Annotated in this window: 18 protein-coding genes; 16 read left to right on the forward strand and 2 right to left on the reverse strand. The window is 63.4% G+C overall.

The genetic code is table 11. From position 1 onward, the window contains the following. Positions 1-58: 58 nt before the first annotated feature. The 8 genes from BN1124_RS20805 (at position 59) to BN1124_RS07655 (ending at position 11227) form a co-directional block, all read left to right on the forward strand. Positions 59-1066, forward strand: a complete 1008-nt coding sequence (locus BN1124_RS20805; protein ID WP_082041483.1) for a DsbA family protein — start codon at positions 59-61, stop codon at positions 1064-1066. After that, positions 1048-2067, forward strand: coding sequence for a YeiH family protein (locus tag BN1124_RS07620; protein ID WP_042640566.1), 1020 nt, complete (start codon positions 1048-1050; stop codon positions 2065-2067). The genes BN1124_RS20805 and BN1124_RS07620 overlap by 19 nt, the downstream gene beginning before the upstream one ends. Before the next feature lie 175 nt (positions 2068-2242). Continuing rightward, the gene (locus BN1124_RS07625) at positions 2243-2944 is read left to right on the forward strand and encodes a CoA transferase subunit A (RefSeq protein ID WP_042640567.1); all 702 of its coding nucleotides are present in this window, start codon (positions 2243-2245) and stop codon (positions 2942-2944) included. A 94-nt stretch (positions 2945-3038) separates the two neighbouring features. Further along, on the forward strand, positions 3039-3668 hold the full coding sequence (locus BN1124_RS07630) for a CoA transferase subunit B (protein ID WP_042640569.1): 630 nt from the start codon (positions 3039-3041) through the stop codon (positions 3666-3668). A 488-nt stretch (positions 3669-4156) separates the two neighbouring features. Next, on the forward strand, positions 4157-6079 hold the full coding sequence (locus tag BN1124_RS07640; RefSeq protein ID WP_042640921.1) for a DUF1302 domain-containing protein: 1923 nt from the start codon (positions 4157-4159) through the stop codon (positions 6077-6079). 26 nt (positions 6080-6105) lie between these two features. Next, the gene (locus BN1124_RS07645; protein ID WP_231553613.1) at positions 6106-7467 is read left to right on the forward strand and encodes a DUF1329 domain-containing protein; all 1362 of its coding nucleotides are present in this window, start codon (positions 6106-6108) and stop codon (positions 7465-7467) included. Positions 7468-7568: 101 nt separating this feature from the next. Then, the gene (locus BN1124_RS07650) at positions 7569-8645 is read left to right on the forward strand and encodes a WD40/YVTN/BNR-like repeat-containing protein (protein WP_042640573.1); all 1077 of its coding nucleotides are present in this window, start codon (positions 7569-7571) and stop codon (positions 8643-8645) included. A 53-nt stretch (positions 8646-8698) separates the two neighbouring features. Then, positions 8699-11227 (forward strand): efflux RND transporter permease subunit, encoded by a 2529-nt coding sequence (locus BN1124_RS07655; protein WP_082041485.1) that lies wholly within the window; start codon positions 8699-8701, stop codon positions 11225-11227. 218 nt (positions 11228-11445) lie between these two features. Here BN1124_RS07655 and BN1124_RS07660 read toward each other — a convergent pair whose 3' ends face one another. Beyond that, positions 11446-12498, reverse strand: coding sequence for an AraC family transcriptional regulator (locus tag BN1124_RS07660; protein WP_042640575.1), 1053 nt, complete (start codon positions 12496-12498; stop codon positions 11446-11448). 352 nt (positions 12499-12850) lie between these two features. Here BN1124_RS07660 and BN1124_RS07665 point away from each other — a divergent pair, with 352 nt between their 5' ends. The 3 genes from BN1124_RS07665 to BN1124_RS07675 all read left to right on the forward strand — a co-directional run bounded on the left by BN1124_RS07665 (position 12851) and on the right by BN1124_RS07675 (position 16825). Next, entirely contained in the window at positions 12851-13417 is a 567-nt protein-coding gene (locus BN1124_RS07665) for an RBBP9/YdeN family alpha/beta hydrolase (RefSeq protein WP_042640577.1), read from the forward strand. A gap of 75 nt (positions 13418-13492) precedes the next feature. After that, the gene (locus BN1124_RS07670; RefSeq protein WP_042640578.1) at positions 13493-15151 is read left to right on the forward strand and encodes a fatty acid--CoA ligase; all 1659 of its coding nucleotides are present in this window, start codon (positions 13493-13495) and stop codon (positions 15149-15151) included. Positions 15152-15271: 120 nt separating this feature from the next. Then, positions 15272-16825: a methyl-accepting chemotaxis protein gene (locus BN1124_RS07675; RefSeq protein ID WP_042640581.1), complete on the forward strand. Its 1554-nt coding sequence runs from the start codon at positions 15272-15274 to the stop codon at positions 16823-16825. Positions 16826-16933: 108 nt separating this feature from the next. On the opposite strand, the gene BN1124_RS07680 is transcribed toward BN1124_RS07675, so the two are convergent. Next, positions 16934-18523, reverse strand: a complete 1590-nt coding sequence (locus BN1124_RS07680) for a GGDEF domain-containing protein (RefSeq protein WP_042640583.1) — start codon at positions 18521-18523, stop codon at positions 16934-16936. An 89-nt stretch (positions 18524-18612) separates the two neighbouring features. Here BN1124_RS07680 and BN1124_RS07685 point away from each other — a divergent pair, with 89 nt between their 5' ends. The 5 genes from BN1124_RS07685 (at position 18613) to BN1124_RS07705 (ending at position 23460) form a co-directional block, all read left to right on the forward strand. Beyond that, entirely contained in the window at positions 18613-19257 is a 645-nt protein-coding gene (locus tag BN1124_RS07685; protein WP_042640585.1) for a TIGR01621 family pseudouridine synthase, read from the forward strand. Next, complete coding sequence (locus BN1124_RS07690) at positions 19254-19922, forward strand: HAD family hydrolase (protein ID WP_042640587.1); 669 nt, start codon at positions 19254-19256, stop codon at positions 19920-19922. Before BN1124_RS07685 ends, BN1124_RS07690 begins: the two co-directional genes overlap by 4 nt. A 243-nt stretch (positions 19923-20165) precedes the next feature. Continuing rightward, positions 20166-21299 (forward strand): 4-hydroxyphenylpyruvate dioxygenase, encoded by a 1134-nt coding sequence (hppD, locus tag BN1124_RS07695; protein WP_156128139.1) that lies wholly within the window; start codon positions 20166-20168, stop codon positions 21297-21299. Beyond that, a complete protein-coding gene (locus tag BN1124_RS07700) occupies positions 21292-22452 on the forward strand; it encodes a homogentisate 1,2-dioxygenase (RefSeq protein WP_042640591.1) in 1161 nt (386 codons plus the stop codon). The genes hppD and BN1124_RS07700 overlap by 8 nt, the downstream gene beginning before the upstream one ends. A gap of 9 nt (positions 22453-22461) precedes the next feature. Next, complete coding sequence (locus BN1124_RS07705; RefSeq protein WP_042640593.1) at positions 22462-23460, forward strand: fumarylacetoacetate hydrolase family protein; 999 nt, start codon at positions 22462-22464, stop codon at positions 23458-23460. Positions 23461-23616: the final 156 nt, after the last annotated feature.

A 23616-nucleotide genomic window follows, 5' to 3' on the forward strand; every position in this document is an offset into this window, starting at 1 on the left:
GTTTTATCTGTCCGGCGGCGACTCGCCGGACTGAAGTTGATGACACGGAGAGAAGGGCATGAGCAGTACCCTGCAAAAGACGCTGAAAATAGAGATTTATTTCGATTTCATCTGCCCCTGGTGCCTGATTGGCAAGCGCCAGCTGGATCAGGCCCTGGCCCTGCTGCGGGCCGAGCGACCCGAAGTGCGGGTGGAGTTGCGCTGGCACGGGGTGCAACTGCTGCCCTACCTGCCGGCACAGGGGGAGGATTTCCACGCCTTCTACCTGCGCAGACTCGGGGGCGAGCAGGCGGTGCGCCTGCGCCAGGCCCAGGTGCAGCAGGCCGCGGCCAGCGTCGGTCTGAGCCTGGACTTCACCACAATCCCCCTGATGCCGAACACCGCCGATGCACACCGCCTGTGGCAGCAGGCCAGCCAGTCAGGCTCGCCGGCCCAGCAAGAGGCCTTGCTGGAGCGGCTGTTCGCCTGCCACTTCCAGCAAGGAGGGGATCTGGGGGACGGCAGCACCCTGCTGAGGCTCGCCGAAGAGTCCGGTTTCGCGCTGGAGACGCTGGTGAGCAGCCTGCACGGGGATGGCAGCCCCTTCCTGGGCGTTGCCGTGGGGCCCGCCAGTCAGGGGGTGCCCAGTTTCGTGATCGGCGGCGCGCTGACCCTCTCCGGCGCCCAGCCGGTGGAGCGACTGCTCGCCAGCCTGCGCCAGGCCGTGGCCACCCAGCTTGGGGCGTCGCAGACCCGCATCGAGGTGCCCGCCAGCCGGGTACCGCTCCCCGGCCAGCGCGTCCTCATCGAAGAGCAGGGCAAGAGCCTGGTGCTGTTCAACGTCGACGGCGCTTTTCATGCCATCGATGACAGCTGTCCCCATCAGGGTGCCTCCCTGTGTGGCGGCAAGCTGGAGGGGGAGGTGGTCCAGTGCCGCTCCCACGGCCTGCGCTTCAACCTGCGCACCGGTTACCTGCTGGGATCGAGCCAGCTCAAGGTCGGCCGTTACCCGGTCGAGCAGGAGGGAGGCAGCCTCTTCATCGTCATCGCCTCACAGGAGAGCCTCCCATGCACGCCCTCGCTCTGACGGCCCGTTTCTCGCGGGTGCGCGAGCTCGCCCCCGGTATGGCAGTGAGCCTGGTGGTGGCCGCCGCCGCTACCTTCCTGGCCGAACACTACGGCGCCCCCGTGTTGCTGTTTGCCCTGCTGCTCGGCATGGCGCTGAACTTCCTCAGCGCCGAGGGGACCTGCAAGAAGGGGATCGAGTTCACTGCGCGCAGCGTGCTGCGCATCGGCGTCGCCCTGCTCGGTATGCGCATCACCCTCGGCCAGATCGCCGAGCTCGGCTGGATGCCGGTTGTGCTGGTGGTGACCCTGGTGGTGGTGACCATCAGTCTCTCCGTGGTCGCGGCCAAGCTGATGGGCTTCCAGCGCTTGTTCGGCATGCTGACCGGTGGTGCCACCGCGATCTGCGGGGCCTCCGCCGCCCTGGCGCTGGCCGCCGCCCTGCCCAATCACCCACAAAAAGAGCGCGCCACCCTGTTCACCGTGATCGGGGTCTCGGTGCTCTCGACGATCGCGATGATCACCTACCCCATGATCGCCCGCTATGTCGAACTGACGCCGGTGGAGGCGGGGGTCTTCCTCGGCGCCACCATTCACGACGTGGCCCAGGTGGTCGGCGCCGGCTACAGCATGTCCACCGAGACCGGGGACGTGGCGACCGTGGTCAAGCTGATGCGGGTCGCCATGCTGCTGCCGGTGATCGTCGTCGCCGCCATGATCACCCGTATGCAGGGGGCGGATCCCGCCTCCGGCAAGCGTCCGCCCCTGTTGCCCCTGTTTGCGGTGGGCTTCCTGGTGCTGGCCTGCATCAACAGCACAGGCTGGGTGCCCGGCGCCATCCAGAGCGGGGTCAACGAGCTGTCGCGTTGGTGCCTGGTGATCGCCATCGCCGCCATCGGCATGAAGACCCAGCTCAAGGAGTTGGCGTCGGTGGGCATCAAACCCATCCTGCTGATGGTGGGGGAGACTCTCTTCCTCATCGCCCTGGTCTTGGTGCTGATGCATTGGGGAATCAAGCCATGACGATGTGATGTCGCGACAGTCCGAACACGGCCCCTATTCGAACCACAGCCCCTTGATGGGTGCGGGTGCGATTAGCGGCGTCATCGGACGGTAGTGACACCACCTCAAATCAAGCACATCCGTCATTGAAGAAGAACAAGCGCCCCCGTGGCCTAATGGATTAGCCGAGGTATTCATGAACAAGATCTATCCCAGCGCCCAGGCCGCTCTTAGCGATCTGGTGCAGGACGACATCACCATCGCCTCCGGCGGGTTTGGCCTGTGCGGCATCCCGGAGCAACTTATCGAGGCGCTGCAGGAGACCGGCAAGCGCGGCTTCACCATCATCAGCAACAACTGCGGGGTGGACGAGTTTGGCCTGGGGCCGCTGCTCTACAGCCGCCAGATCAAGAAGATGATCTCCTCCTACGTGGGGGGCAACAAGGAGTTCGAACGCCAGTACCTCGCGGGCGAGCTGGAGCTGGAGTTCACCCCCCAGGGGACGCTGGCCGAGAAGCTGCGGGCCGGCGGCGCCGGCATCCCGGCCTTCTTCACCCGCACCGGCTACGGGACGCTGATCGCCGAGGGCAAGGAGACCCGCCAGTTCGATGGCGAGTGGTTCGTGATGGAGCACGCCTTGACCGCCGACATCGCGCTGATCAAGGGGGCCAAGGCCGACAAGGCGGGCAACCTGATGTTCAACAAGACGGCGCGCAACTTCAACCCGCTCTGTGCCAAGGCGGGGCGCGTCTGCGTAGCCGAGGTGGAGGAGATAGTGGAGGTGGGGGAGCTGGCACCGGACGAGATCCACCTGCCCGGCATCTATGTGCAGCGGCTGGTGTTGAACCCCAATCCCGAGAAACGCATCGAAGTGCGTACCGTCATGGAGAAAAACTGACATGCTCTGGACCCGTGAAGAGTTGATGCAGTACATCCCCCAGAAGCTTCCATTGGCTTTCTTTTCCCAACCGTGCGCAGCGAGGAACTAAATCATGGCCTGGACCCGTGAAGAGATGGCGCAGCGCGCCGCCCAGGAGTTGCAAGACGGCTTCTACGTCAACCTGGGCATTGGCCTGCCGACCCTGGTGGCCAACTATATTCCCGCCGGCATGGAGGTGTGGCTGCAAAGCGAGAACGGCCTGCTCGGCATAGGCCCCTTCCCGAGCGAGGAGGAGCTGGATCCGGATCTCATCAACGCCGGCAAGCAGACCATCACCACCCTGCCCGGCAGCAGCTTCTTCGACAGCGCCGAGAGTTTCGGCATGATCCGTGGCGGCCACATCAACCTGGCCTTGCTCGGCGCCATGCAGGTGTCCGAGCGCGGGGATCTCGCGAACTGGATGATCCCGGGCAAGATGGTCAAGGGCATGGGCGGTGCCATGGATCTGGTGGCCGGGGTCAAGCGGGTGGTGGTGCTGATGGAGCACTGCGCCAAGGGAGGCGAACACAAGATACTGGAGTGGTGCAAGCTGCCGCTGACCGGGGTCGGGGTGGTGGATCGCATCATCAGCGATCTCGCCGTGCTGGATGTGACACCAACCGGCCTCAAGCTGGTGGAGATGGCCCCCGGCATCGCCTTCGAGCAGTTGCAGGCCGCGACCGGCTGCGCCATCGCGCGCTAGTACCGTTGCAGTGCCATGAGTTTTCGGTGGGGAAGGGGGCCTGGGCCTTCCCCGCCGTTTTTGCGTCAGTCCCCCCGAATGTTCCCTGGTAGTGGCAGCAGATGATCCTCCCTTGAGACAAGATCTCCTCCTCCTTCTTTACCGGCTGACGACCTGAACAGGGGCTGTATGGCACCGCTTTCAGGGACGCTTGTCCGCGCGCGCATCCCCTGTCATCAAATGAAAAGTGGCTGACGTTCAATGGCAAGCGCGGCCCCGGAGCTAGGCCTTACAGTCGGCACACAAGAGAGAAAGAGAGTGCTCATCACAGTGAGCGACACCCCGGGGCCGATGCAAAAACAGAGCTGCATCCTCGAGAGCCAAACAAGGTGGTGCGCCATGAGTCAGGTCATCTCCACTTGCATGAAGAAAAAGCCAACGGAAACGGCGATTAAACACAGAACAACAAACAACAGATGACGATACTCGGAGAGACTGTAATGGATTACATGCACACGAGTCATGGTTGTGGTGCCCTGCGCCTCAGCCTGCTGGCGACGGCCATTGCGGCCGTGCTCCTGCCAACCGTTCAGGCGGTCGAAATCGACACGGACAGTGAAGACTGGTCCGTGCGTTTCGACAACACCGGCAAGTTCAACTACGGCGTACGCACCGAGAGCGCAGACTCTCGGATGCTCGCCACCCCGAACAGCAACGACGGTGACTACAACTTCAAGGATGCTGGCGACACCGTCACCACCCGCTTCGATCTGTTGACCGAGCTGGACGTGGTGAACAAGGGCAACACCGGTTTTCGCATCAGTGCGGCGAGCTGGTACGACTATGCCTATGACGACGTCGGCGCGAGCGACAACCCCTTTTTGAACAACAACGGTGATGCCTCCGGTATCCCGGGCTGGGGCGCTAACCCCGCAAGGTCGACCATGTTTGGCCAGCCGGGATTGAGCGATTATGCCGATCGCTACTACAACGGCCCCTCCGGCGAGATCCTCGACGCCTTCGTGTTCCACAACATGGAGATCGGTGACGAGTCGTTGCTCGGCGTCAAGATAGGCCAGCACAACATCTTCTGGGGCGAGACCCTGCTCAATCCGGTGCACTCCATCAGCTACGGCCAATCTGGCCTGGATCTTGCCAAACTCGCGGCGTCCCCGGGCACCGAGGCGAAAGAGCTGTTCATGCCCCGCAAGCAGATCTCCGCCTCCTTCACCCTGAACCCGGAGTGGACCTTCGCCGCCCAGTACTTCTTCGACTGGGATGCGGCCCGTCTGCCGGAGGCCGGCACCTTCTACGGTGGCTCCGATCTGGTGGGCTACGGTGCCCGCGCCTTCCTGTTGGGTCACACCGGCGGCCCCGGCCTCGCCGGGCCGAACGGTACCCTGAGCAACATCCGCCGCGGCGCAGACATAGAGCCGGGCAAGCACGGTGACTGGGGTGTCATGACCAAGTGGTCTCCCGAGGCGCTGGATGCCACCCTGGGTGCCTACTACCGTCGCACCGCCGACATCCTGCCCCAGGCGGTACTGGACGCCCGTGGCCTGAGCGTCCGCGGGACGAATCCCCTGCCGGCCGGGGCTATTCCCAACCTGCGTAACTCGATTGCCAACACCAGCTATTCCCTGGCCTACGGCGAGAACATCGATATCCTGGGTCTGAGCCTGTCCAAGGACATCGCCGGGGTCAGCGTCGGCAGCGATCTGAACTATCGCCACAACATGCCGCTCTCCAGCATCCCGGCGCTGCTGAGTGCCTCGGGTCCACTCGGACTGAAACAGGGGCTCGGCGCACTGCCTGCCCGTAATGACAGCACCGGGGTGATCACCGACGACAGCGACGGTTACAGCGCCACCGGCGAGACCCTGCACTGGACCATCAACGGCCTGATGACCATGGCCGACACCCCGCTGTTCGACGGCGCCGCCCTGCTGGCCGAACTCTATTACAGCAACCTGCTGAGCCTCAACGATCACAACAAGGCGCTCTACAAGGGCGAGGACAGCTACCAGGGGCTCGACAAGTCGACCACCGACAACTGGGGCCTGGCGGTCAACTTCACCCCGACCTGGTATCAGGTATTCCCCGGCGTCGACATGAGCATGCCGCTGTCGATCAACCTCGGCCTGGCGGGGGTGTCTCCCGTGCAGGGCGGCGGCGCCAAGGACACCGGCAACTACGCCCTTGGTCTCGGCGCTACCATCTACAACCAGTATTTCGTCGATCTGAAGTACGTGGACTCCTTCGGCAAGTCTGCCGACTGTAACGATGGCGCCACCGATGGCTCCACCCCCAACGCTCTGGATGCGACCCAGCGCAACACCTGTTATGCCGGCGGTTACTCCTCCTTCTCCGGTGGCGGCGCCACCACGGAAGACAGAGGGGCCGTCTACCTGACCCTCAAGACCACTTATTGAGTCAAGCGACCGAGTCGGAGAACAAGATGATGAAACATAAACAGACCATGCTGGCCCTGTCCCTCGCCCTGGCCTTCACCAGTCAGGCCCAGGCGGCCGTCTCCGCCAGCGAAGCGGGCAAGTTGGGCACCAGCCTGACCCAGGTCGGCGCCGATGCCGCGGCCAACGCCGACGGCTCCATCCCCGCCTATACCGGCGGCCTGACCACAGCGCCCGCCGGCTTCAAGGCCGGTGACAGCATGCGCCCGGATCCTTATGCGGGCGACAAACCGCAGCTGGTGATCGACGGCAAGAACGTGGCCAAGTACAAGGGCGAACTGACCGCCACCACCGCCGAGTTGCTGAGCCGCTTCCCGGACTTCAGAGTCGATGTCTACCCGACTCACCGCAGCGTGGCGCTGCCCCAGGCGGTGCTGGACAACACCAAACAGAACGCGCTGAACGCCAAGACCCTGGAAGGGGGGATGGCGGTGGATCAGGTACTGCCGGGCATTCCCTTCCCGATCCCGAAGACCGGCGCCGAGGCGATGTGGAACTTCCTGCTGCGCTACCAGGGGGTGAACATCGCCACCAAATACGACTCCTGGAACGTCGACTCTGCCGGGGTCGCGGCCCTCTCCACCACGGGGCAGGCGTTCATCAACTACGCCATCTACGAGGACATGAAGAAGCCCATCGCGGCCAAAGACACCTACTACCAGATGAAGCTCTACTACACCGGGCCCGCCCGCCGTGCCGGTGAAGCCATCATGCTGCGCGATGCCGCCAACCCCCTTGAGCAGCCGCGCAAGGCCTGGCAATACCTGCCGGGGCAGCGCCGGGTCAAGCTGGCACCGAACCTGGCCTACGATACCCCGAACCCGGGTACCTCCGGCGCCGGCACCTATGACGACGTCTTCGTCTTCAACGGCGCGCTGGACCGCTTCGATTGGAAGCTGGTGGGCAAGCAGGAGATGATCGTCCCCTACAACACCTACAAACTGACCTATGAGCCCAATGCCAAGGCGCTGACCACCCCGAACTTCCTGTCGCCGGATCACGTGCGCTGGGAGAAGCACCGGGTCTGGGTGGTGGAGGGCAACCTCAAGTCCGGTGAGCGCCACATCTATGCCAAGCGTCGCTTCTATCTGGACGAAGACAGCTGGGTGGCCCTGGCCTCGGATCAGTACGACGCCCGTGGTCAGCTCTATCGCGGCTCCTTCGCCTTCCTGAGCCAGAGCTACGACAAGCAGACCCCGGACGCCACCCCCTTCATGATCTATGACCTGGTGGCGGGGACCTACAACATCAACGGCGTGGTGGGCCCCTACGGCGGTATCAAGTACGGCGCCTCCCTCTCCAAGGCGAAGTGGTCACCGGAGTCCCTGGCTGGCGCCGGGATCCGCTAAGCAGTCACGGGAGCCCGGCTCGCCATTGGCGAACCGGGCTCCTCGATGTTGGCGGTGGGCCGCCTCTGGCGTGCCGCCGCACAGTGAGACAAGGATGTGGTATGGGTTCATTCAAGACGTTGGCGCCATGGTTCTGCTGCGCCCTGCTGATGCAAAGCGCAGGGGTGCTAGCCGGGCAGGCGACCACTTATGTGGACGTGCTGGACTTGCCGGCCAAGCCGAGCGCGCTGGCCAAGCGCAGCCCCTTGCTGGATCTGGCCCGTGCCGGCAGCCGGCTGGTGGCAGCGGGACAGCGGGGTCACATCCTCTATTCCGATGACGAGGGGCAGCGCTGGCAACAGGCCGAGGTGCCGGTCAGCTCGGATCTCACCGCCGTCGCCTTCCCCACGGCCGAGCAGGGCTGGGCGGTGGGAGGCGATGGGGTGGTGCTGCACAGCCAGGACGGTGGCGCCAGCTGGCAAAAACAGCTGGACGGTCGCCAGATTGGCGAGCTGGTGCGCACCTTCTATGCCGCCAAGGCCCAAGCTGAGCCGGACAACGAACAGTGGGCCGCGCTGGTGGAAGAGGGTCAGCGCCTGGTGGAGGAGGGCGCCGACAAGCCATTGCTCGACGTCTGGTTCCAAGACGACAAGGTGGGTTACGTAGTCGGGGTCTTCAACCTCATTCTGCGCACCGAGGATGGCGGCCAGCACTGGACGCCGATGCAGGATCGCACCGACAACCCGGATGGGCTCCACCTCAATGCCATCAACTCGACGGGGGAGGGGCTCTACCTCGCCGGCGAGCAGGGCCTGCTGCGCAAGTGGGATGAGGCGGCGCAACGCTTCGTCGCACTGCCGACGCCCTACGAGGGCAGTTATTTCGGCCTCATCGGCCGACCCGGCGAACTGCTGGTCTATGGCCTGCGTGGCCACGTCTATCGCAGCACGGACGGGGGCGAAAACTGGACCCGGCTCCTGAGCCAGGTGCCCATCAGCATCAGTACGGCGGTGCAGGATGCCGAGGGTCACTTCCGCCTCTTTACCCAGGCCGGCCACATGTTGCGCCAGCGTGGCAACGATCCGCTGCAACTGGTGGCAGAGGCAGAGCCCTCACCGGTGGCGGGCGCCGTGCTGACCCCGGATGGGGTCCTGGCGCTGGTCGGCAGTCGCGGCGTGCGTACCCTGACCGTCAAATAAAGCCGTCACGCGATGGCGGCCGATAACGATAACAAGAGAATGAGGATCCAGACATGGGCCATGTGAAGCAAGATGCGATGCCGGTGATCCGCGAGTTGGCACAGTTCGATCGGCGCTCCGGCAACCTGCTGGAGCGGCTGGTGTTCAACCATAGACCCCTGTTTATGCTGTTGATGACGCTGGCGACCCTGGTGTTTGGCTACATGGCGACGACTCGCCTGGCGCTGGCACCCAGCTTCGAGAAGATGATCCCCCAGAGCCAGCCCTACATCAAAAACTTCCTGGAGAACCGCAGCTCCCTGCGCGGCCTCGGCAACTCGGTGCGGGTGGTGGTGGAGAACACCCAGGGAGACATCTTCGACCCCGACTACCTTGGCGTGCTCAAGCAGGTCAATGACGAGCTGTTTCTCACCGAAGGGGTCGACCGGGCCTGGATGAAATCCCTCTGGAGTCCGGCGGTGCGCTGGACCGAGGTGACAGAGGAGGGCTTCCAGGGCGGGCCCGTGATGCCCGATGCCTATCAGGGCAAGCCTGCCGACATCGAACAGCTGCGCCAGAACATCAACCGGGCCGGCATCGTCGGCAGCCTGGTGGCGAGCGACTTCAAGTCCACCATGTTGATAGTGCCCCTGCTGGACAAGGCATCGGCCACCGGCAAGCCCCTTAATTATCACGAGTTCTCCCAGCGCATCGAGCAACTGCGCAGCAAAATCGAGTTTGACGGCCATCCCCACCAGGCGGGGGAGGAGGGAACCGGCAAATACAAGATCCGGGTCATCGGCTTTGCCAAGTTGGTCGGCGATCTCATCGATGGCCTCATCCAGGTAATCATGTTCTTCGCCCTGGCGGTGGTGACCTCGCTCCTCATCATCTTCCTCTACACCCGCTGCGTGCGCAGCACCTTGCTCGTGGTTGGATGCTCCCTGATCGCGGTGATCTGGCAGCTCGGCATTGTCGCCTGGCTCGGCTACGCCATCGATCCCTACTCTGTGCTGGTGCCCTTCCTCATCTTCGCCATCGGGGTCTCCCACGCGGCCCAGAAGATGAACGGCATCATGCAGGACATCGCCCGCGGCACTCATCGCCAGATCGCGGCCCGCTATACCTTCCGTCGCCTGTTCCTGGCCGGGGTCACGGCGCTGCTCGCCGATGCGGTGGGCTTCGCCGTGCTGATGCTGATCGACATTCCCGTCATCCAGGATCTCGCCATCACCGCCAGCATCGGGGTGGCCGTGCTGATCTTCACCTCCCTGCTGCTGATGCCGGTGGCCCTCTCCTATGTGGGCGTCGGTCGTAAGGCGGCCGAGCGGGCCCTGCGGATGGAGAACAATGCCGCCGCCCACAAGGGCTTCGGCAGGCTCTGGGATCTGCTGGACTGCTGCACCGAGCGCAAGTGGTCGACTCTGGTGGTGGCGCTGGGTCTGGCCATGGGGATCGGCGGCTACCTGATGAGCCTGAACCTCAAGGTCGGCGATCTGGACAGCGGCGCACCCGAGCTGCGCGCCGATTCCCGCTACAACAAGGACAACGGTTACATCACCAGCCACTATGCGCTCTCGAGCGACCTGTTCGCGGTGATGATCAAGACGGCGCCGGAAGGCTGCCTCGACTACAAGACCCTGATCCTGGCGGACCGCCTGGGCTGGGAACTGCAGCAGCATCCCGGGGTGCAGGCCACCACCTCGCTGGTCAATGCGGTGCGCCAGATCACCGCCGGCACCTATGAGGGCAACCCCAAGCTCGCCAGCATCCAGCGCAACCAGAACGTGCTGAACTATGCAGCCCAGCAGGCCTCGGTCAACAGCCCGGAGCTGTTCAACACCGACTGCTCCCTGATGCCGGTGATCGCCTACTTGAAGGATCACAAGGCCGAGACCCTGACTGGCGTGGTGGCCATCGCCGAGCAGTTTGCCCGTGACAACAGCACGGCGGATCGCCAGTTCCTGCTGGCCGCAGGCTCGGCGGGCATCGAGGCCGCCACCAACCTGGTGGTGCACGAGGCGAACCGCACCATGCTGCTCTACGTCTATCTGGCGGTGACCGTCTTCTGCCTCATCACTTTCCGCAGCTGGCGGGCGACCGTGGTGGCCCTGGTGCCCCTGATGCTCACCTCTGTGCTGTGCGAGGCGCTGATGGTCTTCATGGGGATAGGCGTCAAGGTGGCGACCCTGCCGGTGATCGCGCTCGGGGTCGGCATCGGCGTGGACTACGCGCTCTATCTGCTGAGCGTGCAGTTGCACTACCAGCGTCAGGGCCTCTCGCTGGTGGAGTCCTACCGCAACGCCGTGGCCTTCACCGGCCGGGTGGTGGGGCTGGTGGGGATCACCCTGGCCGCCGGTGTGGTGGGCTGGGCCTGGTCGCCCATCAAGTTCCAGGCGGATATGGGGATACTGCTCACCTTCATGTTCCTGTGGAACATGCTGGGGGCGCTGATCGGGGTGCCTGCGCTCTCCTATTTCCTGCTTCGGGATCCCAAGCAGGTTGTGGCTAAGGCGGAGGCAGAGGCGCCACACAACAACGGGGAGCAGAGCGCACCTCAGGAAAGCGTGGTGGCGAAACCCCTGTCGGTGGATGCCCGCTGATGAACTGAGGGTTCGCTAACGGGAATGCAAGGAGGGAGGCACTGTGCCTCCCTCCTCTTTTTAGGGTTGATAGTGCAGGGGAGGAAGGGAAATACGAGGAGGCATCGCGATGCCCCCTTGGCTCCGATGCCGAGGGCGAGTACGTGATGTCGGATGGGAGGGGAATACAAAGAGGGAGGCCTAAGCCTCCCTCTTTGTGTCTGGCGAAGGATGTGGGGTTAGCCGTAGGCCAGGCTGGTGCGTGCGCTCTGGGCCACTCGGGGCACTATCTTGTGGCGAGTGCGCCAGGTCGCGGGCGGCATGCCGAACTGGGCGTTGAACCAGCGGGTGAAGGAGCTCGGCATGGAGTAGCCCAGCATGTCGGCGATGTGGCCCAGCGAATAGCCGGAGTTTTGCAGGTAGCGCATCACCAGATCCCGGCGCACCTCGTTGATGAGCTCGCTGAAGGTGGCGCCGCTCTCCTCGAGATGGCGCTGCAGGGTGCGCACGTTCATGCCCAGGGTGCGGGCGATCTGCTCTATGGTGGCGCGCCCCATGGGCAGCAGCAGGTAGATGGCCTTGCGCACGTCGGTCAGCAGGGATTGCTGGGTCTCCACCATCAGGGTGTCGAGATACTGGCGTGCGTGGCGGGCCATGGCCTGGTTGGCCAGGGGGTTGGGGATGTCCAGATCGGCGGAGTGGCAGACGATGCCGTTGAACTCGCTGCCAAATTCCAGCTTGCAGCCGAACAGGCGCTTGTGGATGGAGAGATCCGCCGGGGCGTCATGGGTGAAGTTGACGCTGATGGGATGCCAGTTAGCCCCTACCCCGACCTGGGCCGCGCAGAAGCGGAACATGACGCCGACCGCGAGCTCGGTGGCCTGGCGTGACTGCATGGGGGCGTCCGTGATGATCTCCTCGCGGATGATGACCGCCTTGCCTGCCTCTTCGATGAAGATGGCCAGCGCATTGTTGAACAGGTGGATGTATTGCACCATCACCTGCAGGGCCTCACGCAGATTGGGCTGATAGCTGAGCAGCAGGCTGACCTCGCCAAAGTCCGACAGCTGGCGATGCTCCGCCATGCGCAGCCCCAGGCTCTGGCAGTCGCCGATGCGGGCCGAGAGTTCGAGCAGATTGACGATGGTGGCGACCGGGATGCGCTGATTGGGGACATCCAGAATGGAGGCGCTGAGTCCGGCTTGGGACAACAGGTTGGGGGTGTTCAGGCCCAGTTGGCGGGCGACGTCGAGATAATTGGTGAGGGTGGCGGCTCTGGCAAGGAGGGTCATAATGCGGTTCCCATGGCGACAGCTCATCTGCTGGTTGTTAACCGTTTTTTATCATTTTGCTTACATCATGGAAAGGATTATTAATAGGTCTATTAGTCTAAGATGCTCAGCGGTATCACTGGATAACCCTGTGTTTCAGGCCCTTTCGCCGAGCTATTCGCCGCTTCTCCTTTGTCATCATAGGGTTGCATTTTTGTCATTCGGCGGCTACGGGGCCATGACAAAGCGGTAGTGCCTCTGTCGCAAAAAGACAAGTCCATGGCACCCAAGGTAAAGCAGCCGGGCGCCGGGCATCTTACTGTGATGCCCATATCACCCGGTCGTCGCCGGGTTGTCTGGAGAGGGGAGTGAGATGAAGCAATGGCAGCCCAAGGCCACGGTGCTGATAGTGCCCGGCTTGCGCGAGCATGTGGCGGAGCACTGGCAGACGCTGCTCGCCGCCGAGCTGGACAAGGTGGTCACAGTGCCCCCCTTGACCGAAGACAAGCTCAATTGTCGGGCCAGGGTCGAGGCCATCGAGCAGGCGCTTGCCTCCATCGAGGGGCCGGTGATCCTGGTGGCCCACAGCGCCGGCGTGCTGATGACGGTGCACTGGGCTGCGCAGGCCAGCCGCCAGATCAAGGGTGCCCTGCTGGTGACGCCGCCGGATCTCGGCGCCAGCTGGCCAGCCCAGTACCCGAGCGCAGAGGCCATGCAGGCCGGTGGCTGGCATCCGCTGCCGCGCACCCGGCTGCCGTTCCCGAGCCTGGTGGTGATGAGCCAGAACGATCCCCTGGCAAGCTGTGAGGCGGTGCAGGCCATGGCTGTCGACTGGGGGAGCGAGCTGGTCGATGCGGGGGCCGTGGGCCATCTCAACCCGGCCAGCGGCTTCGGTCCCTGGCCCCAGGCCCAGGCGCTGCTGGCGCGCCTCGATAGCTGAATATCTATTTCTTCAAGGGGACGGAGTTTCCCCGGCAGTCCACAGCTCTGTGAGCATGAATCGAAAGGAGTCCATATGGTGAAGACCCGGATCATACCGCCAGCGCAGGGAGCCCATGCCTATCCGCTGCTGATCAAGAGCCTGCTGCTGTCGGGGGGGCGTTACTATCCCGAGCAGGAGATCGTCTACGCAGACAAGTTGCGCTATGACTATCGCACCCTCAATCAGCGCATCCACCGGCTGGCCAACCTGCTGACGGCGGCGGGGGTGGGTCCCGGCGATACCGTCGCGCTGCTCGACTGGGACAGCCACCGCTCCCTCGAATGCTTCTTCGCGGTGCCCATGATCGGCGCCGTGCTGCACACGGTGAACGTGCGCTTCTCGCCGGAGCAGATTGCCTACACCATGCACCACGCCGAGGATCACCTGGTGCTGGTGCACGACGACTTCGTGCCGGTGCTGGAGTCCATCGCGGATCAGCTGCCCACGGTGCGCGGCTACATCCAGCTGACCGACGAGGTTGCCGCGGCGACCAGCCTGCCGGTGCTGGGGGAGTATGAGACGCTGCTGGCCGGGGCGGATAGTCACTTCGATTTTCCCGACTTCGATGAAAACTCGGTGGCGACCCTGTTCTACACCACGGGCACCACGGGGGATCCCAAGGGGGTTTACTTCAGCCACCGCCAACTGGTGCTGCATACCCTCAACGAACTGGGCACCCTGGCGGCCCATGCGGGGCAGTCGCTGCTGCAGTCCAATGATGTCTACATGCCCATCACCCCCATGTTCCACGTGCACGCCTGGGGTGTTCCCTACGTGGCGACCATGCTGGGGGTGAAGCAGGTCTATCCGGGGCGCTACGAGCCCAACAAGCTGGTGCGGCTCTATCGGGAAGAGGGGGTGACCTTCTCCCACTGCGTGCCGACCATATTGCAGATGATCCTCGACTGTGACGAGGCCAGGCAGGGCTCCTTCGACGGCTGGAAGATGCTGCTCGGGGGCAGTGCGCTGCCGCTAGGTCTCGCCACTCAGGCAAGCAACAAGGGCATTCTGGTGCATGCCGGCTACGGCATGTCGGAGACCTGCCCGCTGCTGTGCGTGGTGCACCTCGGTGAGGCCGAGCTGGCGCTGCCCATGGAGGAGCAACTGCCCTTGCGGATCCGCACCGGCAAGCCCATCGGGCTGGTGGACCTGCGCATCATCGACGAGCAGGGCCGCGAGGTGGTGCACGATGGAGAGACCATGGGCGAGATAGTGGTGCGCGCACCCTGGCTGGCTCAGGGCTATCTGAAGGAGCCGGACAAGGGGGCCGAGCTCTGGCAGGGTGGCTGGTTGCACACCGGGGACATGGCCTCCATCACGCCGAATGGCACTGTGGAGATCAAGGACCGCATCAAGGATGTGATCAAGACCGGGGGCGAGTGGATAAGCTCGCTGGCGCTGGAGAACCTTATCAGCGCGCACGGCGGAGTGCATTCGGTAGCCGTGGTGGGAGTACCTGACGAGCAGTGGGGAGAGCGCCCGCTGGCGCTGGTGGTGGGCAAGGAGGGGGAGTGCCTGGACAGTCAGGCCATCAAGACGCACCTGCAAGGGTTTGTCGACAGCGGCCGCATCAACCGCTGGGCCATTCCGCGCCAGATCCGCATCGTCCAGGAGATCCCCAAGACCAGCGTCGGCAAGGTGAACAAGAAGCTTATTCGTGAGCAGGAGCTGAGTGCGCCGAGCAAAAACTGAGCGCATCATCATAAAATCGCACAGCGGCCCCTCAGGCATCCTCATTGTCTGAGGGGCCGCGTTGCTTGGCCCCATGGGCTTGACTACGCTAGTTGAGTTATCACACAAGAGGCGTGCGTCATGAATAAAACCCAGACTCATCTCGTGGATGAAGAGGTGGATTTTCCAGCAAATGAACAACTTGTCTCCACCACGGATCTGCAGGGAGTCATCACCTATGCCAATGATCACTTCTGCCGGGTCGCGGGATACAGCCGGGCCGAGATGATAGGCCAGCACCACAACATGGTGCGCCACTCCGACATGCCCAAGGCGGCCTTCGCCGATCTCTGGGGCAAGCTGAAACAGGGCAAGCCCTGGCGCGGCATGGTGAAGAATCGCTGCAAGGATGGCCGCTACTACTGGGTGGATGCCTATGTCACCCCCATCTTCGAGCAGGGCCGGATCAACGGCTACCAGTCGGTGCGCAACCGCGCCGAGCCCGAGATGAAGGCCATCGCCGCCCGCACCTACGCCAGGTTGAAGGCGGTGGAGCGAGGGGAGCGCAAGGCCGGTCTCTCCCTTGGTCACATGCGCCATGGGCTGGCCATCGTCGGGCTGATGTTGATGCTGGGGGCGGGGGCCTACTGGATGGGGGGCTGGGAACCTCTGTTGATGTTGCTGCCACTGCTGTGGCTTGGCCTCATCTATCGCCACGAGATCATCACCACCCCCCGCTATCTGAGGCAATTGACCCGCGAGTATGACAGCCTGACCCGGCTCATCTATTCCGGGGACGAGCCCAGCGCCATCGCCGATTTCCATATCAAGCTGCTGCAGGCCAGGATCCGGACAGTACTCGGGCGGGTCGACGATGCGACCCTCTCCCTGCAGGAGTTGGCCGTGCACCTTAAGACAGCGTCCAGCGAGGCGAGTGCCGACATCGCCGAGCAGGATATCCAGACCCAGCAGGTGGCGACCGCCATCACCGAGATGGCGGCGACGGCCCACGAAATCGCCCGCAACATTCAGGAGACGGACAACCAGATAGCCCAGGCCAAGGTGCACTGCCAGCACACCAACCAGCAACTGGAGGACACCCAGCACAGGGTCACCGAGCTGGCCACCCAGGCCGAGCAGGCCTTCAGCGCGGCGGTGGCGCTGGCGGAGGAGTCCGACCGCATCGGGGTATTGATGAGCGAGATCCAGGGGATCGCGGATCAGACCAACCTGCTGGCCCTCAATGCGGCCATCGAGGCGGCGCGCGCCGGCGAGCAGGGGCGCGGCTTCGCGGTGGTGGCCGACGAGGTGCGCACCCTCTCCACTCGCACCCACAAGGCGACGGAGCAGATCCAGGGCAGCATAGGGCAGATCCAGCGCACCCTGAACGGCTGGAAGGGGATGATGCAGCAGAATCTGGATCAGACCCAATCCTGCGTGAGCCTGACCCGGCAGGGATCCGCGAGCCTGCATCAGGTGCTGGCGGAGATAGAGCAGGTGGTCGATCTCTCGACCCAGATCTCGGCGGCGGCGGAGCAGCAGCAGGCAGTGGTCGAAGACATCAGTCAGAACGTCAACGCCATCTCCCTGCACTCCCACACCAACAGCAGCAAGATGCAGGACATGGATGCGTCGAGCGACATCCTGCTCACCAAGGCGCGGCAGCTCAAATCCCTGGGACAGACCTTCGGTTAATCGCCACCAAGACGCACATGCAACGAGGCCACCCTGGGGTGGCCTCGTCGTTTCTTTGGGAGTGTGGATTGGCGGTATTGAGCTGGCTCGGGCGCTGCTAGCGCCTGGTCAACCGGATTGTTCCGCCAAGGCGGCGAAGCTGCTGCCCTTGTCATCATACATGGCCCTGTCCGCCTGGATGAGCCACTGCTCTGCGCTCCAGCCGCTCTGGTAGTGGCTGACCCCTATGCTGATCCCGATGTGCATGAGCTGGCCATCCACCTCGAACGGCGCCTCCATGGCGAGCCGGATCACCTCGGTCACATCCTGTGCCTGGCGGCAGCTGTAGTCGGGCAGCAGCAGGATGAATTCGTCCCCCGCCAGCCGGGCAAAGAAGCAGCGATGATCGATGGCATCGTCGATCCGCCTGGCCAGCTGGCAGAGGAGGGCATCCCCCTGGCTGTGGCCAAAGTTGTCATTGATCCGTTTGAAGTCATCGAGATCGCAAAACAGCAGGCAACCTGGCCTGGGGCTCTGGATCTGCCGCTCCAGTTGCTCCATCAGGCTGAGGCGGTTGGGCAGGCCGGTGAGGGGATCCTGGCGGGCCAGCTGCAATATCTCCTGCTCCCGCTGCTTGCGGAGGGCAACTTCCCGATTGAGCCGCTGGTTGCTGACGAACAGGTAGATGGCCAGCAGCAGGATGAGGGCGCCCACCCCCAGGCTCAGCAAGAACCAGGGGCGCCAGAATGTCCACTGCTCCGAGGGGGCCTGATAGAGGAAATCTGCCAGCGGTATGGGCCCCGAGATGAGGCCTATCTCCGTCAGCTGCTGCATGATGTGGGCGAAGCGATCCGGGTTCATATACCCGATCTCCACATAGATCGGCTGTATCATCTCCTTGCTCATCTGCAGCTCGTACTCCAGATGGGCCTGAGTGCGCTGGACGCCATACTCCCGGCGCAGCAGGTCGATGGCCTCGGCCGGGTGGGAGAGGGCGTAGCGCCACCCCTTCAGGCTGGCGGCCCGAAAGCGCTCGACCCGCTCCGGGTTGGCCTGCTCCTCGGCTTGGGTGGTAAACAGAATGTCGCTGTAAAAATCGATGCCGTAATTACGGGGGTTGATGATGGAGATCGGGATGCCGCGCTCTTCCAGATAGAAGGGCTCATTGCTGAGATAGGCGTTGAAGATATCGATCTTGCCCGCGATCAGATCGTCGATATTGACCGAGGTGGGCACCGGGGTGAGTTCGCGCTCGTGCAGCCCCTGATAGTAGAGGGTGGCGAGCAGCTCGGCGTCCTGGTGGCCGGGAAACATCATGATCCGTTTGCCACGCATGTCCGCAACGGTGAGAATGCCGCTGTCGCGCCGGGCCAGGAAGATGGACGGCGAATGCTGATAGACGGAGGCGAGCGCCAGCAGCGGCTTGCCACTGGCGTAGCTGGTCAGCACCTCGGTGTTGCCGACCCCAAAGTCGGCGCGCCCGGCCAGCACCTCCTGCACCGGGCTTATCCCCTTGCCACCGGGTCTTATCTCGACGTCCAGTCCGGCATCGGCATAGAATCCCTTGGCCTTGGCCATGTGATAACCCACAAACTGGGGTTGGTGCAGCCAGCGCAGCTGCAACACCACCCGTTCCGGCTCATGGGAACGGTCGCTTGCCAGGAGGGGAAAAGCATAACTGGCGCCAAGCAATAGCAGCCAAAACAAGCATCTGTTCATCCGTGCGATTCTTGTGCTGAGGGTCCATGGGGTATGGCCTGAAGGCCCATTCACATTTTATTAATAAATGACATTCTAAAGGGTTCTAGATGTACCGGATACTGTCGCAGCATAAAGATTTCATGGTGATCAACAAGGGCCCGGGCCTTGGCATGCACGATGAAGCGGGTGAACCCGGCTTGGTGAATCTGGTGCGTGCCGAGACTGGACTGGAGCTCTATCCCGTCCATCGCCTCGACAAGATGACCTCGGGGCTGCTGCTGCTGGCCCGTACGCCGGAGGCGAACCGGGCGCTCAGCATGGGGTTTGCCGAGCGGCGGGTGAGCAAGCAGTACCTGGCACTCTCCGACAGCAAGCCCAAGAAGAAGCAGGGCTGGATCAAGGGGGACATGCAAAAGGGGCGCGGCGGCAGCTGGATGCTGGCCCGCACCCAGGACAATCCCGCCATCAGCTGGTTTGACTCCAACCCGGTGCGCGAGGGCCTGCGGCTCTATCGCATCAAGCCCCAGACCGGCAAGACCCACCAGATCCGGGTCGCCCTGAAGAGCATTGGTGCCCCCATCCTCGGGGACGAGCGCTACGGCGGCACCGCGGCGGATCGTGGCTACCTGCACGCCTGGCGTCTTTCGTTCTCTTTGGGGGAGGAGGCATTCGATTTCGTCTGCCCCCCCGACGAGGGGCAGTTGTTCCTCATCCCTGAGCTGCACGGGGCTATTGCCGGGTTGGGTGAATGAGCCGGGGGAATGAAGTGCCGCCCAAGGGCTGGATCCTGGCGGACTTTGACGACACCCTGGCGCCGGATGACAGCCACGCCGGCCTGCTGAGGTTCATCTTGTGCCGCCGCCTCTGGCCGCTGTTGCTGCTGCCGGTCATCGCCCTGGGTGGCCTCGTCTATCTGTTGCCGAGCCGATTGCTGCCAAGCCAGCGGCGCCTGGGCATCTCCCTCATCTGGTGGGCCATCACCCTCGGGCTCTCGCCCCTTGGCTGGCGCACACTGGTTCGCGCCTATTGCCGCACTCGGCCTGGCCTGTATCGGGAGGCACGAACCCTGTTGCTGGAAGAAGGGAAGCGTTGCTGGGTGATCTCCGCCAGCCCCCGTGCTCTGGTGCGTGCTCAGCTTCATCGACAACTGCCTGGCCGGTTGCCCCACCGCATCCTGGGGTCGCGCATGCACTACCGCCTTGGCGGCCTGTTGCCGTGCTTCTACTGCCACGGCCAGCACAAGCTGCTGCCGGAGATCCTGGCACTCAAGCCGTCCCTCGCCTTGAGCGACAGCCCGCACGATCTGCCGCTGCTGGCGCTGGGTGAGCAGGCCTGGCTCATCAACCCTAATCCTGCGCGCCTGCAAAAAATACAGGCACGCTTGCCCCGGATCCTGCCCAAACGCTGGTCACTGTAAGGCAAAGCTGACAGCCTCCCGGGCCTTGAGGAGGCTGTCCACAAGGCCTTCGACTCAATGTCACAATCCATTTACATCTTTGCGAGGCCAAGCCCGCAAGACTATCTGGGGCCCGCCTCTTTTCTTCTGTCGCGCCCACGCCTCTAATGAAACAAGTCGTTAACAATCTCGATTGGCGAGCATCCTGGCCCGCGCCGTCAATCCGGTGTTACCCGTTTCACTCACTGGCCAGCAAAGGAGCGCATCATGACCACCTCTTCTTCCTCTTCCAAGACCATCAATCCCCTTGGCACGGACGGCTTCGAGTTCGTTGAATACACGGCGCCGACGGCCGCAGGCATTGCCGCCCTCAAGGCGCTGTTCGTCTCCCTGGGATTTGCCGAGGTGGCGCAACACAAGCACAAGCAGTGCTGGCTCTATCGTCAGGGGGACATCAACTTCGTGGTCAACGCCGAGCCCCACTCCCAGGCGGAGCAGTTCGCCAGCGCGCACGGGCCGAGCGTCTGCGGCATGGCGTTTCGGGTGAGCGATGCGGGCCGTGCCCAGCAGTACGCCATCACCAAGGGGGCCAAGCCCTTCGTCGGCAAGATAGGGCCCATGGAGCTCAACATCCCCGCCATCTACGGCATCGGCGAGAGCACCCTCTCCTTTGTGGACCGTTACGGCGACAAGGGCTCCATCTATGAGGTGGACTTCGTCTTCTACCCGGACTGGCAGGCACGCATGGAGGCGGTGGATGCCGGGCTGGTCGAGATCGATCACCTGACCCACAACGTACAGCGCGGCAACATGGACCTCTGGTCCCAGTTCTACGAGCGGATCGGCAACTTCCGGGAAATTCGCTACTTCGACATCGAGGGCAAGCTGACCGGTCTGCACTCCCGCGCCATGACGGCTCCCTGCGGCAAAATTCGCATCCCCATCAACGAATCCTCCGACGACAAGTCCCAGATCGAGGAGTACCTGCGCCAGTACAAGGGGGAGGGGATCCAGCACATCGCCCTCGCGTCCAGCGACATCTACCAGACCATCCGCACCCTGCGCGGCCGTGGCACCGGCTTTATGCCGACGCCAGATACTTATTACGAGGGGGTGAACAGCCGGGTGGAGGGCCATCTGGAGGATCTGGAGGCGCTCAAGGAGCTGCGCATCCTGATCGACGGCTCACCGACCAAGGACGGCATCCTGCTGCAGATCTTCACCGACACCGTCATCGGCCCCGTGTTCTTCGAGATCATCCAGCGCAAGGGCAACGAAGGCTTCGGCGAGGGCAACTTCCAGGCACTGTTCGAATCCATCGAACTGGACCAAATTCGCCGTGGCGTCTTGCATGGAGACGTGACTGGCGAGAAGAGCGGAGAACTGAACGATGCGTAACTGGATAAGCTTCCCCCACCGGGAGGGGACCCATTCCCGTCAGGCCCACGCCGACCTGCCCGAGCAGGCCATCTACGAGCGCGAGCTCGGGCGTGCCGGCTTCTTCGGCCCGGCCACCCACATGCACCACAAGCACCCTCCCACCGACTGGATCAATTGGGAGGGGCCGCTGCGGCCCAGGGCCTTCGATCTCAACGGCCTGCAGGAGGAGATAAGCTCCCTCTCCCCCTGGGTGATGCCGGACATTTTGCACAACGCCCACTGTCGCTACCGGGTCTGGCGCTTGAGCGAGCCCATGCCGTTTCTGGTGCGCAACGCCGACGGCGACGAGCTGCTGTTCATCCACGAGGGGAGCGGCGAGTTTTACTGCGACTACGGCCATCTGACCCTGAGGGACGGGGACTATGTGGTGATCCCCCGTGGCACAATGTGGCGCATAGAGCCAACGGAGCCGCTGTTTATCCTGATGATAGAGGCAACCGACGACAGCTATCAGCTGCCGGACAAGGGGCTGGTGGGCAATCATGCCATCTTCGATCCGGCGGCGCTGGACGTGCCTTCCATAGACCCGGCCTTTCTGGCCCAGCAGGATGAAAATCCCTGGTCGTTGCAGATCAAACGCCACAACCAGGTGTCGGCCGTCACCTGGCCCTTCAACCCGCTCGATGCCCAGGGCTGGCACGGGGATCTCTGCGTGGTGCGCCTCAACTGGCGCGACATCCGTCCGCTGATGAGCCACCGCTACCATTTGCCACCCTCGGCCCACTCCACCTTCGTGGCGAGCCGCTTCGTGGTCTGCACCTTCGTGCCGCGCCCCATCGAGAGCGACCCCGGCGCCCTGCGGGTGCCTTTCTATCACAGCAACGATGACTTCGACGAGGTGCTGTTCTACCACGCCGGCGACTTCTTCAGCCGGGACAACATAGAGCGGGGCATGGTGACCTTCCACCCCGCGGGTTTCACCCACGGCCCCCATCCCAAGGCGTTTGCGGCCGGTCGCGCCCACGCCAAGACCTTCACCGACGAGGTGGCGGTGATGCTCGACACCCGCGATGCCCTGAGTGTGGGCAGTCTGTGCGAGGGGGTGGAGAACCCCCGCTACGTCAACAGCTGGCTGCGTCCCGCCCCCTCTACCGCGCCAAGCGGCAAATAAGGATCCCCTATGAAACTGGCAACCTTGAACAATGGCAAGCGCGACGGCGCTCTGGTGGTAGTGAGTCGCGACCTGAGCCTAGCGGTGCGCGTGACCCAGATAGCCCCGACCCTGCAGGCGGCCCTTGACGACTGGGCCGAGCTGTCCCCAGCGCTTGCCGCCGTCTATCAGACACTCAATGATGGCGCCTGCACCGATGCCTTTGCGTTCGATGAGGCGGCCTGTCTCTCGCCGCTGCCCCGGGCCTACCAGTGGGCCGATGGCAGTGCCTACGTCAATCACGTGGAGCTGGTGCGCAAGGCGCGCGGCGCCGAGTTGCCGGACAGCTTCTGGCACGATCCCCTGATCTATCAGGGGGGCTCCGACAGCTTCCTCGCCCCCCAGGGACCCATCGTCATGGGCTCGGAGGAGTGGGGCATCGATTTCGAGTCGGAGATTGCCATCATCACCGACGACGTGCCCATGGGCACCCCGCCGGAGGGCGCCGCCCAGCACATCAAGCTGCTGATGCTGGTCAACGATGTCAGCCTGCGCAACCTCATCCCTGGCGAGCTCGCCAAGGGCTTTGGCTTCTTCCAGTCCAAGCCGTCCAGCGGCTTCTCGCCGGTGGCCATTACCCCGGACGAGCTGGGCCAGGATTGGCGCGAGGGCAAGGTGCACCTGCCGCTGCTGACTCACCTCAACGGCGCCCTGTTCGGCGCCCCGGATGCAGGGCTCGACATGACCTTCAATTTCTTCGAGCTGGTGGCCCACGCTGCCAAAACTCGCCCCCTCGGTGCGGGCTGCATCATCGGCTCGGGCACCGTCTCCAACTACGACAGAAGCAGGGGATCTTCCTGCCTCGCCGAGCTGCGTATGCTGGAAATTATCGAGTCAGGTCAAGCCACTACACCCTATCTGCGCTTTGGTGATACAGTGTCCATCGCGATGCAGGATCGCAACGGGATGAGTCTGTTTGGCACCATTTTTCAGCGGGTCACGCAATTGGAGGCCAGTCAGACAAGCTAAGAACCTGTCACGATCTGTGACGAGAGGTCGTCAGCAAGGTAAAGAGCAGCGCAGGAACCGGAGTTTATAGACATAAATGAGGATTCCGAGCAGCACATGAGCCTTGATCACGGCCTCGCAGTAAGATTGTGAACAGGTTCTAGGGAAGCCTGGGCC

The sequence above is a fragment of the Aeromonas eucrenophila genome (assembly GCF_000819865.1).
Classification (GTDB): domain Bacteria; phylum Pseudomonadota; class Gammaproteobacteria; order Enterobacterales; family Aeromonadaceae; genus Aeromonas; species Aeromonas eucrenophila.

Coding starts and splice junctions, on each gene's coding strand:
- BN1124_RS20805 (WP_082041483.1), top strand. CDS start 59: ATGAGCAGTACCCTGCAAAAGACGCTGAAAATAGAGATTTATTTCGAT.
- BN1124_RS07620 (WP_042640566.1), top strand. CDS start 1,048: ATGCACGCCCTCGCTCTGACGGCCCGTTTCTCGCGGGTGCGCGAGCTC.
- BN1124_RS07625 (WP_042640567.1), top strand. CDS start 2,243: ATGAACAAGATCTATCCCAGCGCCCAGGCCGCTCTTAGCGATCTGGTG.
- BN1124_RS07630 (WP_042640569.1), top strand. CDS start 3,039: ATGGCCTGGACCCGTGAAGAGATGGCGCAGCGCGCCGCCCAGGAGTTG.
- BN1124_RS07640 (WP_042640921.1), top strand. CDS start 4,157: ATGCACACGAGTCATGGTTGTGGTGCCCTGCGCCTCAGCCTGCTGGCG.
- BN1124_RS07645 (WP_231553613.1), top strand. CDS start 6,106: ATGATGAAACATAAACAGACCATGCTGGCCCTGTCCCTCGCCCTGGCC.
- BN1124_RS07650 (WP_042640573.1), top strand. CDS start 7,569: ATGGGTTCATTCAAGACGTTGGCGCCATGGTTCTGCTGCGCCCTGCTG.
- BN1124_RS07655 (WP_082041485.1), top strand. CDS start 8,699: ATGGGCCATGTGAAGCAAGATGCGATGCCGGTGATCCGCGAGTTGGCA.
- BN1124_RS07660 (WP_042640575.1), bottom strand. CDS start 12,498: ATGACCCTCCTTGCCAGAGCCGCCACCCTCACCAATTATCTCGACGTC.
- BN1124_RS07665 (WP_042640577.1), top strand. CDS start 12,851: ATGAAGCAATGGCAGCCCAAGGCCACGGTGCTGATAGTGCCCGGCTTG.
- BN1124_RS07670 (WP_042640578.1), top strand. CDS start 13,493: ATGGTGAAGACCCGGATCATACCGCCAGCGCAGGGAGCCCATGCCTAT.
- BN1124_RS07675 (WP_042640581.1), top strand. CDS start 15,272: ATGAATAAAACCCAGACTCATCTCGTGGATGAAGAGGTGGATTTTCCA.
- BN1124_RS07680 (WP_042640583.1), bottom strand. CDS start 18,523: ATGAACAGATGCTTGTTTTGGCTGCTATTGCTTGGCGCCAGTTATGCT.
- BN1124_RS07685 (WP_042640585.1), top strand. CDS start 18,613: ATGTACCGGATACTGTCGCAGCATAAAGATTTCATGGTGATCAACAAG.
- BN1124_RS07690 (WP_042640587.1), top strand. CDS start 19,254: ATGAGCCGGGGGAATGAAGTGCCGCCCAAGGGCTGGATCCTGGCGGAC.
- BN1124_RS07700 (WP_042640591.1), top strand. CDS start 21,292: ATGCGTAACTGGATAAGCTTCCCCCACCGGGAGGGGACCCATTCCCGT.
- BN1124_RS07705 (WP_042640593.1), top strand. CDS start 22,462: ATGAAACTGGCAACCTTGAACAATGGCAAGCGCGACGGCGCTCTGGTG.